Annotated in this window: 12 protein-coding genes and 1 pseudogene; 8 read left to right on the top strand and 5 right to left on the bottom strand. The window is 59.3% G+C overall.

Annotated elements, in window-relative coordinates; translation table 11 throughout:
* The 3 genes from I6F33_RS37230 to I6F33_RS37220 all read left to right on the top strand — a co-directional run.
* On the top strand, positions 1–889 hold an 889-nt coding region (locus tag I6F33_RS37230), incomplete at its 5' end, for a PilZ domain-containing protein (protein WP_225143822.1).
* 10 nt (positions 890–899) lie between these two features.
* Complete coding sequence (locus I6F33_RS37225; protein WP_225143815.1) at positions 900–2012, top strand: cache domain-containing protein; 1113 nt, start codon at positions 900–902, stop codon at positions 2010–2012.
* A 118-nt stretch (positions 2013–2130) separates the two neighbouring features.
* Positions 2131–3165 (top strand): IS110 family transposase, encoded by a 1035-nt coding sequence (locus I6F33_RS37220; RefSeq protein ID WP_225143813.1) that lies wholly within the window; start codon positions 2131–2133, stop codon positions 3163–3165.
* 307 nt (positions 3166–3472) lie between these two features.
* Here the strand turns inward: I6F33_RS37220 and I6F33_RS37215 are convergent, their stop codons facing one another.
* On the bottom strand, positions 3473–3895 hold the full coding sequence (locus I6F33_RS37215) for a transposase (protein ID WP_369418490.1): 423 nt from the start codon (positions 3893–3895) through the stop codon (positions 3473–3475).
* 56 nt (positions 3896–3951) lie between these two features.
* Here I6F33_RS37215 and I6F33_RS38730 point away from each other — a divergent pair, with 56 nt between their 5' ends.
* Positions 3952–4224 carry a transposase gene (locus tag I6F33_RS38730; RefSeq protein ID WP_225143823.1) on the top strand — a complete coding sequence of 91 codons (273 nt, stop codon included), beginning with the start codon at positions 3952–3954 and terminating at the stop codon, positions 4222–4224.
* A 133-nt stretch (positions 4225–4357) separates the two neighbouring features.
* Here I6F33_RS38730 and I6F33_RS37205 read toward each other — a convergent pair whose 3' ends face one another.
* A complete protein-coding gene (locus I6F33_RS37205; RefSeq protein ID WP_225143811.1) occupies positions 4358–4609 on the bottom strand; it encodes a hypothetical protein in 252 nt (83 codons plus the stop codon).
* A 705-nt stretch (positions 4610–5314) separates the two neighbouring features.
* On the opposite strand from I6F33_RS37205, the gene I6F33_RS37200 reads away from it, so the two are divergent.
* Positions 5315–6484 (top strand): efflux RND transporter periplasmic adaptor subunit, encoded by a 1170-nt coding sequence (locus tag I6F33_RS37200; RefSeq protein ID WP_225143799.1) that lies wholly within the window; start codon positions 5315–5317, stop codon positions 6482–6484.
* A gap of 10 nt (positions 6485–6494) precedes the next feature.
* Positions 6495–9605, top strand: coding sequence for a multidrug efflux RND transporter permease subunit (locus I6F33_RS37195; RefSeq protein ID WP_225143797.1), 3111 nt, complete (start codon positions 6495–6497; stop codon positions 9603–9605).
* Between the two features lie 440 nt (positions 9606–10045).
* Here the strand turns inward: I6F33_RS37195 and I6F33_RS38725 are convergent, their stop codons facing one another.
* A complete protein-coding gene (locus tag I6F33_RS38725) occupies positions 10046–10324 on the bottom strand; it encodes a transposase (protein ID WP_225131477.1) in 279 nt (92 codons plus the stop codon).
* A 3-nt stretch (positions 10325–10327) separates the two neighbouring features.
* Here I6F33_RS38725 and I6F33_RS37185 point away from each other — a divergent pair, with 3 nt between their 5' ends.
* Together I6F33_RS37185 and I6F33_RS37180 are read left to right on the top strand one after the other, a co-directional pair.
* Positions 10328–11926: an oleate hydratase gene (locus I6F33_RS37185; RefSeq protein WP_225131487.1), complete on the top strand. Its 1599-nt coding sequence runs from the start codon at positions 10328–10330 to the stop codon at positions 11924–11926.
* Between the two features lie 338 nt (positions 11927–12264).
* Positions 12265–12582 (top strand): hypothetical protein, encoded by a 318-nt coding sequence (locus I6F33_RS37180; protein WP_061877864.1) that lies wholly within the window; start codon positions 12265–12267, stop codon positions 12580–12582.
* A 219-nt stretch (positions 12583–12801) separates the two neighbouring features.
* Here the strand turns inward: I6F33_RS37180 and I6F33_RS37175 are convergent, their stop codons facing one another.
* Complete coding sequence (locus tag I6F33_RS37175) at positions 12802–13743, bottom strand: transposase (protein WP_225143795.1); 942 nt, start codon at positions 13741–13743, stop codon at positions 12802–12804.
* Positions 13740–14050, bottom strand: a pseudogene (locus I6F33_RS37170) (hypothetical protein); the annotation flags it as partial. The gene I6F33_RS37175 and the pseudogene I6F33_RS37170, both read right to left, overlap by 4 nt.

Genomic DNA, 14050 nt, shown 5'->3' with positions numbered 1-14050 from the left:
TGGTCTGATGCATCGAATCGGGATCCTCGATTCATTGCTCTACTGGCTCAGCACTTTTCCCTTCAGGCTTGCCAGCCTGATTTGCCCACTGTTGTACTGGTGGTTCGGCATCACCATCGTGAACGCGTCGCTGTTGGAAATTATCAGTTACTATGTACCCTATTACCTAATGGTTCTGGTGTCCCTAAACTGGCTTTCAAAAGGCTTGTTTGTCCCGCTTCTTAACGATACTGCTCACCTGATCGCGGCCTGGCCCATCAGCCAAGCAGCTGCTCTCGGGCTTCTCACCAGCGGATCGCATAAATTCTCGGTGACGGCCAAAGGCGGCGACCGCACCAAGGTTGTTGTTCAATGGGCGTTGATGCGACCGTTTGTACTCCTGCTCGCTCTGACGATCGGCGGCCTGATCGTGCCGTTGAACTCCGATTTTGTCTTCGATACGTCCGCAACAGCGGGTGACAGCACGGCTATCGTGATGTTCTGGACAGTTTACAACATTCTGGTGCTGTCCGTGGCAGTCGTGGTGTGCATTGAGCGACCGCGATACGATCGACCTCAGCGCCAGATTCCAGAACCCATCACGTTGGTGATCCAAGGTGAGAAGCATCGCGGATGGCTTCTCAATCTGGGCCGAGGGGGCGCTCGAATCAGCGGTCCATCCGGACTTCCCGCCGGAGCAGCAGGGAAGCTCGACCTGCCCGGGATTAGCGGAGTAGACGCGCATGTTGCTGCGACTACTCGTGACGGCTATCGAGTCAAGTTCTCTCCAACTCCCGAGCAAAGCGCGAAAATTATCAAGAAGCTTCACACTGAATCCGCCATGCCAGGGGCCGATCGAGGGAACATCTTGCAAATGATCCGCGAGTTGGCGCGAGCTCTAACGAGTTGAGGAGCGCGAGATGCCGAAAAGACCGAGCCTACTCTCCTTGGTGTTCTGTGGAGGCGCCTTGCTCATATTGGTGCCGGCCGTGGTGACCGCGACGATCTACACGGCCTTGCTACAGCAAGGGGGAGAGCAGCTGCAGTTCGACGCGTTAAGAATTCGCGGCGAAATGAGTTCCGCGCTGTTGGCCCGTCGGCTCTATGGAGTTTGGATGGATGTAGCTAGGTCCGCTGAGCTCATTGACCTAACAGATCTTAAGCATGCGCGAGAACACATCGACTTCTTGAGCCGCCTTGATCGACGCTACACTTGGCTCGGCGTCGCGGATCTCGAAGGGACCATTCTCGCGGCTAAAGACGGCATGCTCGAAGGAGTAAGCGTTGCACAGCGACCTTGGTTTAGACGGGGCCTTGTCTCGCCGGCGGCTATCGATGTGCATGCCGCTCAACTACTGGCCACCCAGTTGCCTGCATCTCGTGAGCCCTATCGCTTTATCGACCTGGCAGCGCCGTTGCGCCGCGCCGGCTCCGTTGCCGGGGTCATCGGCGCTCACCTTGACTGGAAATGGGTCGCAGAAGGCATGGACTCGTTACAAGTACCCGGCATTGACGTGCTGCTGCTTTCGGGGGATCGAACCGTCCTGTTTGGTCCGCCGGATCTTATCAACCAGCCGCTCAACATCGGCTCCGCGCTTGCGGCTAGTCGCGTCACGACTGGGTCTCTGCGCGAACGTTGGCCTGACGGCAGGGACTACTTCACAGTGATCGTTCCGACGGTCGGCTTCGCGAACCTTCCAAGCTTCGGTTGGTCTCTTCTGGTTCGGCAGAGTGCCGACGAGGCGCTTGCGTCCACCCGTAATCTAATCCGATCATTCTGGAGTAGTTTCGGTGCTTGTGCCATCGCCACACTAGCACTACTCTTTTGTGCGGCGCAGTGGCTGAGGACGCCTCTTCGCCGGCTCTCGAATACAGCGGAGGCCCTCTTGCACGATCCATCCGCGCGCCCGCCATATTCGGAGACACGCTTCAATGAAGCGGCGAGGCTCAGTGACGCGCTAGCTCGCATCCAGTCGAAGCTGATGGGGCACTCTGTTCGCAATTCGATCCAAGGACCGGGTGGGGACAACTAGATGCGGTAATGGGCCCGGCTCCGGAGCAAGGGGTCATGATGGTGGCTGTCCCCCGATAGATGATGAAACGGGGTCACGACTTGAGTCGGCCCCAAGCATCTGGAGACGGAGGACAGCCGTGGAGAATTATGCCGGAATCGACGTGTCATTGGAACTGTCGAGCGTGTGTGTTGTGGACGCCCAGGGTAAGATCCTGAAGGAAGCGAAGGTCGCAAGCGAACCCGACGCCTTAGTTGACTTTTTTGAGACGCTCGGCTTTGCAGTGAAGCGGATCGGGCTGGAGGCTGGGCCGCTGTCGCAATGGCTGCATGCGGGCCTGAAAGGTGCAGGATTTGAAACAGTTCTGCTGGAAACGCGGCACGTGAAGGCCGCATTATCTGCAATGACGGTCAAGACGGATCGGAAGGATGCCCGCGGGATCGCCCAGTTGATCCGGATGGGATGGTTTCGGCAGGTACACGCAAAGTCGGTTGATGCGCAAGAGATCCGGGCACTCCTGATCGCACGCAAACAGCTTCTCGGGCGGCTGATCGATGTAGAATTAAGTATCCGAGGGATTTTGCGCGGCTTCGGTCTGAAGGTTGGCCCGGTGACGCGAAGGAATTTTGAAGCGCGGATTCGAGAGTTGGTTGCAGGCCAGGCGACATTGGAGCGCATTGCTGGTGCGATGCTTTCGGCACGATCGGCCCTGAAGGCAGAATACGGAAGACTACACAAGGCTGTGCTGGCAATTGTGCGTGATGATGCAGTCTGCCGCCGGCTTATGACAGTACCAGGCGTTGGCCCCCTGGTGGCCATCACCTACAAATCGGAGCTTGATGATCGTCATCGCATTGTAAAGTCAAAGGCAGCAGGCGCGCTGTTCGGGCTCACGCCAAAGAAATATCAATCGGGAGAAAAGGACGTCACGGGCGGAATCACGCTGGCCGGCGATGAGACGGTGCGGACGGCCTTGTATGAAGCCGCCAACGTTCTGTTATCGCGCATCACGCGGTTCTCAAAACTCAAACGCTGGGGGATGGACGTCGCCAAGCGGAGAGGCTCGAAGCGCGCAAAGGTCGCCTTGGCACGCAAGCTCGCAGTGATCCTGCATCGGATCTGGGTCGATGGCACGACTTACCGATGGGCCGAAGCGGGCTCAATCGCAGCATAGAAGACGTGGAGGAGATCGAGAACGCAACCGGGATGAACTGAAGCCCGGTGCCCGAAGTCCCGTCGCCGGGACGGTGGATGCGGTGAAGCCGTTACACGCCCAGTGGCCGTCGTCCGACGAACCACGCGTATCTAGATAGGCTCACCGCTCCCTCTGACAGCATGATGTGGCGGCCAGGCGTCGACCACGAACAGAAGCATGAGCTCGGCGGCGTGGCGTTCACTCGGGAGGCTTGACATCATCGGGCCCATTACAGAAGGTGTGTACTCAAATTCGTCTAGCGGATCAGGGCGGACCATGATTCAAGCTACCGAACATCGGGGCTAGGATCATGCGCTACGACCTGACGGATTTCGAGTGGAGTGATCGAACCCCTTAGTCCGTCGAGCAGGGCCTCGGCGCACGTCACGTCGTGGGCCTCGCCGGGGGTGATCATGAGGCGGACCGGGCGGCCTTTCGCGTCGACGCGCGCGTGGATTTTGGTGGTGAGGCCGCCTCGGCTTCGGCCCACACAACGATCTCCACTCTTTTTTTCACCCCGGAAGCATGCTGATGGACCCGCACGACCGAACTGTCGATCATCTGCACCTTGCCATCGTGTGCCTTGACGACCGCATCCATCAGCCGGTCCCAGATGCCGGCTTTGAGCCAGCGGTTGAAGCCGATTGTAAGCGGTCGTATAAGGCCCGTATCGCTCGGGCAGATCGCGCCACGGAGCTCCCGCGCGCAGGACCCAGAAGATGCCGTTGAGAACGCGGCGGTTGTTTCGATGCGCGCGCCGTCGTCATCGCCGACAAAGGCTACGATGCCGATCGTGTTCGTGCCCACATCCGTGATCAAGGTGTGATCCCCAACATTCCCAACAGATCCAACCGGAAGAAGAGGTTCCGGTGGAAGAAGACCATCTATCGCGAGCGCAACCACGTTGAGCGCTTCTTCAACAAACTGAAGCAGTTTCGACGCAACGCCACCCGCTACGACAAGCTCGGCGCCCAGGACTTGCCGCCCGCTTGCTTCAGGCTCTGTAGACGCGTCTGGCGTCCGGCTCGGTTGCTATGATGGAACGTATGGCGTAATAGCCCATGAGGACGCATTCGCGTTGAAGCATGTTGAGCCGGCTGCCGATCAGGAACGCGCGTGAAACGCGTTTCCAGTCGCTAGCAACTTAGACGGCAGAAGTCGATCAGGCGCGTCACCAACCTGGTCGGTGCCTTTTGCTTCTTCTGAACGACCCAACCCGGCCGCCCGCCTTTAATGGCCCCGATCCTCGGCGGGCGGCGATCGCCGCAGCCCGACTGAATTGTCGGCGCTCGAACCAGCTGTTCTTCTTGCGGAAGGCGTTGCGGATCGAGATGGTCGAGCTGATCAACACGCCTTTGGTTTTCTGCTCGCCGCGACGTGCCTTCTTGCCGTCACCGGCATCGCCGGCCTTCTTCAACGCCACGAAGGCGGCGACAATCCCAATTAGGATCTTACAAGGAAGAGTTCTTAGCGGTGGTGGTGGTTTCCGCGCGGCAATCCGGATGGAAGCGGCGATCCTCTGCCGATGACAGCAGGCAATGCTTCTCGATCGTATTATCGACGCGCCATCGGCCGATGGTGGCAGGTAGGGTCGAAATCTCCATCCCGACACACGATCTTGCACTACGCTCTTGTGAGCTTCGCTCCTTACGCAGCCGTTCTCGCTCGTAGACGGGCCGGTAGAAAGCTGCTCTCCTTGTCAGAAGTTGGACAATCCGCCTGTCAGACCTAGCGAGATCAAGGTCATCGTTTCGTGCCAGATGAGTGTCTGCTTTGGCACGACACCTGCACGGCCGTCCGCATCACGTGCGTCACCGCATAAACTCTTGAGGAACGGACCATGGTAAACGCAGAGACGCGCACGGGCGGCCACATTCATCTAGGATCGCTGCGTTATACACAAAGGTGGAGGATCGCATGTGCATAGTCGAGCACCCTGATTTCACTGCTAACCTGGATACGGTGATTCCGCCCATCCTATCGAATTTTGAGGCACACAGAAGCTCCTCATTTACCCACCCGTCCGGGCGGAGCTCTTTTCACTCCATACAATTTGGCCAAGCACGGCATGAGCGCGGCAATAACGAACCAGTGTTCATTTCACCTGCATAGCTATGGATCCAGGATAATGGCGCGCGGCCTCGATAGGTTTGGCTTGTGGTTAGCTCTGCCGACGGCTCTGCTGGTCGCTGCATGCAGTGGCGAACAGTCCAGCGACACGCCCGCCGCACCACCAGAAGTAAGTCTGCCCTTCGTCACGGTGCTGACGGTGAAGCCGGAGGCAGTGACGCTCGCTGACGAACTGCCGGGACGCGTGGCTGCTTACCGAACCGCCGAGATTAGGCCCCAGGTCGGCGGGATCATTGAGAAGCGCCTGTTCGACGAAGGTTCGGAGGTCCAGGCCGGGCAAGGGCTTTTTCAGATCAACCCTGATCCATTTAAAGCGGAGGTCGACAGCGCGGCCGCAGTGCTTCAGCGAGCTGAATCCAGTCTGGTGCGCTTTGAAAGTAAGTTCGAGCGTGCAAGACAGCTGGTGACGAGCAATGCGATCAGCCGTGATGCATATGATGATGCGATCGCCAATCTTGCTCAGGCGAAGGCGAATGTTGCCGAGGCACGGGCGATGCTCCAGCGCCGCAGGCTCGATTTGGCTTTCACAACAGTAAGGGCCCCGATCTCTGGGCAGATCGGCCCGGCGCTTGTTACTGAGGGCGCACTTGTCTCGGCTAACGGAGCCAAGGCTCTCGCGATCGTCCAGCAGATCGACCGGGTCTACGTTGATATTCGCCGACCTGCTGTGCAGATCGACGCGATCCGCGAGTCTGTTCAATCTAGGCAGCTTGATTATCTGTCTAAGGTGCCCGTTGAGATTAGCGCCACGAGCGGAAAGCCTTATCCGGTCACCGGGCGCGCGCTGTTCGCGGACGTCAACGTCGATCCCGGCACGGGCAATATCACCGTGCGCGTCGAGATGCAGAATTTGGGGCGCTTCTTGCTTCCAGGAATGTATGTCCGCGCCCGCTTACCCCGCGTGGTGCGGCATAGCGCATTGCTAGTGCCGCAGGAAGCCGTCATCCGGGATTTGGCGGGCCGAGCGCAACTCATCATCGTCGACCACAACAAGCAAGCGGCCCGACGCCCCATCGATGTGGGTGAGGTTGTGGATGGCCGCTACATTGTTACTTCGGGGTTAAAAGCCGGCGACGTTGTCGTGGTGCAGGGGCAGGAGCGCGTGCGGGATGGGGCCACGGTGCACTCGCAGCCATTCAAGCACGCCGCCGTGCAAGCCGAGCATTGAGAGAAGAGCTATGCCTCAGTTCTTTATCGAGCGGCCCGTCTTCGCATGGGTAATCGCTATATTTGTCGTTCTCTTGGGGGGCTTGGCAATCCCGCAACTGCCTGTCTCTCGCGCTCCAAACATCGCGCCGCCGACAGTCAGCATCTATGCAATGCATACAGGAGCCACACCTCAGGCGATCAACGACAGCGTTCTCAGTCTGATTGAAAGAGAGCTGTCGAGCGTCAAGAACCTGCTCTATTTCGAATCAACCGCCGATACGTCGGGCGAGGCGAGCATCACCGCTACGTTTAAGCCCGGCACCGATCTCGAAATGGCGAAGGTGGATGTCCAGAATCGCTTGAAGAGTGTCGAAGCGCGTCTTCCTGAGCCGGTGCGCAGAATCGGCGTTACTGTGGAATCGGCTTCCACCGGGTTTATCATGATTGTGACGCTCAGTTGCAACAATGGCCAATGTGACGAACTCGCCCTTGGCGACTACCTGTTGCGAATCCTTGCTCCTGAAATAAAGCGTGTTGAAGGCGTCGGTCGCGTGCAGGCTTTTGGCTCGGAACGCGCAATGCGCATTTGGGTTGATCCAACCAAGCTCTTGTCTTATTCGCTATCATTAACTGATATCATAGCAGCAATTCGGGCTCAGAACGCGCAGATCGCGCCGGGACGCGTCGGTTCGGAACCAACCGTGCCCGGGCAGAAGGTGAGCATCCCACTCACAGTTCAAGGACAATTGCAAACGCCAGAAGAATTTGCGGCCATATTGCTCCGTTCAGAGCCGGACGGCTCAAAGCTCGTGCTGGCCGATGTCGCGCGCGTGGAGCTGGGTGCACAAACTTACACTTTTGCAATCCGCGAGAACGGCAAACCGGCGACGGCTGCCGGGATTCAATTGACGCCGGGCGCAAATGCGATCCGGACGACCGCCGCCGTCCAGGCCCGTCTCGCCGAGCTCGCGCCGGCCATGCCGAACGAAATGAGTTACGCCGTAGCTTTCGAGACCGCACCTTTCGTGAAGATCTCGATCAAGAATGTTCTTCAGACCCTATTCGAGGCGATGATCCTCGTTTTCCTCGTCATGTTGCTGTTTCTTCAGGATGTCCGATACACACTGGTCCCGGCCATCACCGTCCCGATCTCACTATTAGGCACCTTCGCGGTGATGTGGATGGCCGGCTTTTCGATCAACGTGTTCACGATGTTCGGTATGGTATTGGCAATCGGTATCATTGTCGATGACGCTATCGTTGTAGTCGAGAATGTAGAACGCATCATGGCCACGGAGGGGCTGACGTCCAAAGCTGCTACGCAGAAAGCCATGAACCAGATCACAGGTGCGGTCATCGGTATCACGCTCGCTCTGTCAGCAGTGTTCGTTCCGATGGGGCTCACGAGCGGGTCGGTCGGCGAGATCTATCGGCAGTTTACATTATCGATGACGGTCTCGATCCTCTTTTCAGCTGTTCTTGCCCTCACATTGACACCAGTACTATGCGCAACGCTACTTAGTCCAATCGAGGGCGGCCATCATGAAAAACGAGGCTTCTTCTGCTCGTTCAATCGTACCCTTTACCGGTTGACCAACGCCTATGTCGGATGGGTTGCTAAAATGGTCACGAGGACCGGCCGGATGATGGTGCTCTATGCCGTCATCGGCGTTGTTCTCGCGGCTGCGTATATGCGTTTGCCGACATCGTTTGTGCCCGAAGAGGATCAAGGTAGTTTTTTGACGACCTTCGTCCTGCCCGCCGACGCGACGGCAGGGCGCACCATCGAAACTGTGAATCGGTATGACCAACATGTGGGGTCACGCCCAGACATTGCGGGCAACCTCTCGCTAATCGGTTACGGATTTTCCGGCTCTGGGCCGAACACCGCGACCTCGTTCACGACACTCAAGGATTGGAGCGTACGGAGCGGGACGATCGACGACGAGATTGACAGCGCGACGGCAGCCATGGTCAGCGCACCGGAAGGGCTGATCATGAGTTTGAAGCCGCCTGCCATCGAATCACTAGGGACCACTTCCGAGTTTTCCTTGCGTTTAGAGGATAGAGCCAATCGCGGCGTTGCTGCATTGATGGCAGCACAAGCCCAGTTGTTGCAGCTTGCGGCTCAAAGCAAACTCGTGGGAAACGTCCATGTTGAAGGCCTGCCAAGCGCGCCGAACGTGAAGCTGCAGATCGATCGACAGAAGGTTGAAGCGCTGGGTGTATCGTTCATCGCGGTCAGTGATACCCTCACGGCTGCCATCGGGTCAACTTATGTCAATGATTTTCCGAATGCTGGACGCATGCAACAGGTGATCGTGCAAGCCGATGCTGCGACCCGAATGCAGGTTGACGACGTGCTTAGGTTGTATGTCAGCAACAATGCAGGCGCCATGGTGTCCCTGTCAGAGCTCGTCACGCCAATCTGGGAAACTAGCCCCCTCCAGTTCGTCCGTTATAACGGCTATCCGGCTGCACGCATTGCAGGCAGGCCTGCACGCGGGATATCCAGTGGCGACGCGATGCTGGAAATGGAAGGACTAGCGTCACAATTGCCGGCAGGTTTCGCGGTTGAATGGACTGGGCAGTCGCTGCAGGAAAAGCAATCCGCCTCGCAGGCTCCCTTCCTGCTTGCTCTCTCCATGCTGGTCATCTTTCTGGTGCTAGCTGCGCTTTACGAGAGTTGGTCAATACCGTTCTCGGTGATGCTTGTCGTACCGCTTGGAATCATCGGTTCTGTTCTTGCAGTCCATCTTCGTGGGCTCGAGAATGACGTCTTTTTCAAAATCGGTCTAATAACCATTGCCGGACTTTCAGCCAAGAACGCGATCCTCATCGTTGAGTTCGCCCAGCATCTTCGCATTCAGGGGCATTGCCCAATGAAGGCCGCCGTCGAAGCAGCCGGACGTCGATTGCGGCCGATTCTGATGACCTCGCTGGCCTTTGCACTCGGTGTGGTCCCGCTGATGCTTGCCCGTGGCGCCAGCGCCGAAACCCAGCGCGCGATCGGGACCGGCGTATTCGGTGGGATGATCTCAGCAACGGTCCTTGCTGTGTTCTTTGTGCCGGTCTTCTACGTCGTAGTCATGAGATATTTCGGGCGTGGCAAAGAACGCGCAGCCATGCGAGCCCACTAGCTACGCCTTCCAGCAGGCCCCGAAACCGCTTTCTAGATTGAGACACTCGTCTTATATAGCACTTTCGAGCAGAGCTATGCAGTAAAGTAGGTGATGACGGCTTGAGATGGGCAGCGTATCGAGGCGGATGCCGGATACCACAGAACCTCTCAAAAAGAGCGATACGCCATGACCGAGCGTCGCGGCCAACTCGTCGCGCAAGCTTCTAACGTCGTAGGCTCGATCAGTCGACGACGCGGGCTACGTGGGTGTTGCCACGAGTAATCAAGAAAGAAGCGGGGCGCCCAATATTGTCGATCAACGCTTGGATTTTGGTGGTTGTTCGCCGCGCGAGCGGCCGATCGCATTGTTGAAGGTCCTCCTTTTTGGGCCGGCCGCGGGGGCCATGGGCTTTGATTTAGCTGGAATCCACCGAGATCGAGCCGGACACGCCGCTTGATTCAGTCAGAGCGTAAAAACGTTCGTCCAATCCCCGCTCGGCTCCAGCGACTGACGCCGTTGTAGATCGTTGTGTAAGGACCGTAGACTTCCGGGCAATCACGCCAGCGCGAACCTGCTTCTAGCAAGTGGACACTGCAGTTGATCACGCATCGATCATCGACCCGATGCGCTCCCTTGCGCCCTCGCCGGCAACAACGGCTCAATCCGCCGCCATTCCGCGTGGCTGAGCCAGTCCTCACCGCGCTTGATCCAGCGCAACCTTGAATGCGTCCGGCCATGCTATGTCGCTTCAGAATGTCGAATTGCAATCGAGGCAAGTTATGAAGGCGTATTTCATCGGAGCTGGCATCGGATCGCTCGCGGGCGCGGCATTCCTCGTTCGCGACGCGCAGGTGTCGGGGCGCGATATCGTGATCTACGAGCCACAGCCGCTGGTCGGCGGCAGCCTCGACGGCGCGCTGCTTGCGAACCGCGCTTATTCGCTGCGCGGCGGGCGCATGCTCACCACCGATCACTACGAATGCACCTGGGACCTGCTGTCGAGCATTCCGTCGCTCGAACATCCCGGCCTCAGCGTGCGCGAGGAGACGATCGCGTTCAATCTGGAGAATCCGGCGCTTTCGCAGGCGCGGCTGGTCGACCGCAACCGCTTCAAGATCGATGTGACTCATATGGGCTTCTCGGCGCGCGACCGACTCGAGCTGCTGCGGCTCACCGAGGCCTCAGAGGAGACGCTCGGCAACAGCCGCATCACCGACTGGCTGTCGCCGAACTTCTTCGAGTCGAATTTCTGGTACATGTGGCAGACCACCTTCGCCTTCCAGCCCTGGCATAGCGCCCTCGAGCTGAAGCGCTATCTGCACCGCTTCATGAACGAGTTCCCGCGGATCGAGACCCTCGCCGGCGTCAAACGCACGGTCTACAATCAGTACGACGCGATCGTGCGGCCGCTTGCCGACTGGCTGAAGCAGCAGGGCGTGCAGTTCGTGCTCGGCACGGCTGTCATCGACATGATGCTCGAGGACGAGGGCGGGCGCATGCGCGTCCGCCAGCTCATGCTCGACCGCGACGGCCGCACCGCCAATGTGCGCCTCGAGGACGACGACCTCGTGTTCTTCCAGAACGGCTCAATGACGGACGCCTCGAGCCTCGGCACCATGACGGATCCGGCGCCGCACCTGACCAAGAAGGATAGCCAGGGCTGGGCGCTGTGGGAGAGGATCGCGAAGGGACGTCCCGAATTCGGCAATCCGTCCGCGTTCAACACCTCAATCCCCGAATCCTACTGGCTGTCGTTCACCGTTACCTGCAGAGATCCCCGCTTCTTCGACAAGATGGAGGCGTTCTCCGGCAACAGGGCCGGCACCGGCGGGCTCGTCACGTTCAGGGATTCGAACTGGCTGATGTCGGTGGTGCTGTATCATCAGCCGCATTTCGCTGGGCAGCCGAAGGACGTGCAGGTGTTCTGGGGCTATGCGCTGCACCCCGATCGCGTCGGCAATTTCGTGGCCAAACCAATGTCCGAGAGCGGCGGCGCCGACATCCTGAACGAGCTATGCGGGCACCTCAACTTCGATCGCGAAATGTTGGAGACCGCGACCTGCATTCCCTGCCGCATGCCCTACATCACCAGCATGTTCATGCCGCGCAATCTGGCCGACCGGCCGATGCCGGTGCCGAAGAATTCGGTCAACCTCGCCTTCGTCAGCCAGTTCGTCGAGATCCCCCATGACGTCGTCTTCACTGTCGAATATTCGGTGCGCGCGGCGCAGATGGCGGTCTATCAGTTGATGAAGGTCGATCGCCCGGTGCCGCCGGTGACCCGTTACGACAAGTCGCTCGCGGTGATCTTCGCGACGCTGAAGAAGGCTTTCGGGTGACGCATTCCCGGGACGGCGTCGCGATCGCGCGACTGCAAGCGGCAGTCTGACGTGAAAGACGGCGCCCCTGACGGGACGTTTTCGGCCCCGATGCGGCCGCCATGCGCTTCGACGATGGTATGCGCGATGGAGAGGCCTATGCCCATGCATAGGACGCCGTGACCTGCGTCGGTGATAGAGATAAGGGCGAGGTCGCCCTCGGCGAGACTCGTTCGCCGAGCAGGACCATGTCGCCACGCGAGTGTCTGCGGGCGGGCTCCGTGACCAGGCAAGGGTCACGCGCTGATCTACAGCGAGAGCCTCATCTCGCCCGTCCTGGGACCGGACTGGAGGCGGGCGTGGTGCTGGTGCAGGGGCTGATGAGAGCCGTTCTGCTGCGCGAGCGCCGGTTGCTCTTCGTGGACGAGGTCGAGGCGCGCCAGCGCATGTCGGAGCTCGCCCACATGAACCGCCGCGCGACCGCGGGAGAGATGTCCGTTTCACCCGCACACGAGCTGAACCAGCCGCTCGCCGACATTCTGATCAATACCGAGCCGGCCCAGCAGATATACAGAATCTGGCACCCGACCTCGGCGAGATCGGGGGCGCCCTTGACCACATCCGCCGTGACGGTCAGCGAACCGCTGAAGTCATCGGCCGGCTGCGGGCCTTCCTAAAGCGAGACACGACCTAACGGCGCGAGCGCGCCCCAATGCCCACGGTCTGCGAGGTGTTTCGATTCCTGTCCGTGCAGGCCCTGCTCAACGATGTCGAACTGCGCTCTGCTTAGAGCTAATACCATTCAAGCGCCCCCCGCTGAGAAGCTTCAATCACAGTCTAATCCCAGATGGAATCCTTTATTGAGTACAGACCTAGCACTACTTTGGCAGATTTATTCACGCCGCTGCTTTTCGCCGATTTGTCTTCTGCAGTGGGGGCATCGCTGAGGTCGCGGTTGAACGATGCGATCGACGATGGCTTGGCGTACGGCCGGCAGGCTCGGCTGAGGCGGTGGACCGTTGATTCTTTTTTTTCCGCCCCGCTTCTGCGAGACGGCAATGCTGGAGGAATGCGTAAGCGATCATGGTCATGAGCGCATGACGATGAAGGCCCTGCCAGGATCGTCCCTCGAAGTGATCAAGCCCGAGTTCCTCTTTCAACTGCTGATGGGCCTGTTCGCAAATCCATCGCGCCTTGATCGTGGCAGCTAACATGCGCAGAGTCGTCTTGGGCGTGGTACCAATCAGCACCAGCATGCATTCGCTGTGATCTTCCATGCGGGCCTGCAGGTACACGCCATCGGCCCAGATGTAGACATAGCGACGCGCCGACAGATCGCGTCTCTGCCAGCGTTCGTACTCGACCTGCCAATCGGCCTTCAGGCCGGCGATCACCGAAGGCGACAGGTTCGGCGCATCCTTGCCGAGCAGCGCCGAGAGCGCGTCCTGGAAGTCGCCGGTCGAGATGCCGCGCAAATAGAGGACCGGGATCAAGGCATCCAGGCTCTTCGTCCGCCGCGCCCATAGCGGCAGGATTGCCGAACTGAAGCGGAGGCGGTCGCCTGGCCCGCTCGCTCCGCGGTCGCGGACCTTGGGACGAGCGACCTCCACCGGACCGATGCCGGTCGCAATCTCGCGTACCGGACCGTGCCCATGTCGGACCAGGCGCGCTCGACCATCGGGCAGCGTCAGATTGGCCGTGCTGGCCAGAAACGCGCCAACCTCGATCTCGATCGCCCTAGCAAGCAGGTCCCGCGCGCCGGCTCGAACGATATCGGTCAGTGGATCATCAACCGCGGACGGCTGACGGAAAGCAAGAACATTGGTAGTCTCGGTCATGGCGTATCGCTCTCCTCAAGAGGTTCTGGCAGGCTCGTCACCCGCCTCGATACGCCGCCTTTCCTCACACCGTCATCACCCAGATTCCGCCATAGCTCCTTGATCCCGTGCTTCCTGGCCAGGCGGTTGAGCCCCTTGATCGCCGCGTGCAGCAGCTTGGCATCGGTCGGGAAGGTGATCGCCTTCGGCTGCACGGTGGTATGTGCGCCATGACGGCGCGAAGAAGGAGGTTGAGTATGTAGACCATCTTCCGAGCAGCCTTGCTGCGCAAGAGATGAGGGCAGGCCCCTCGGACTCGGATTGCAGG

The organism is Bradyrhizobium sp. BRP20 (assembly GCF_020194215.1).
GTDB classification, from domain to species: domain Bacteria; phylum Pseudomonadota; class Alphaproteobacteria; order Rhizobiales; family Xanthobacteraceae; genus Bradyrhizobium; species Bradyrhizobium yuanmingense.
This window is presented reverse-complemented; position numbering and strand designations above follow the sequence as displayed.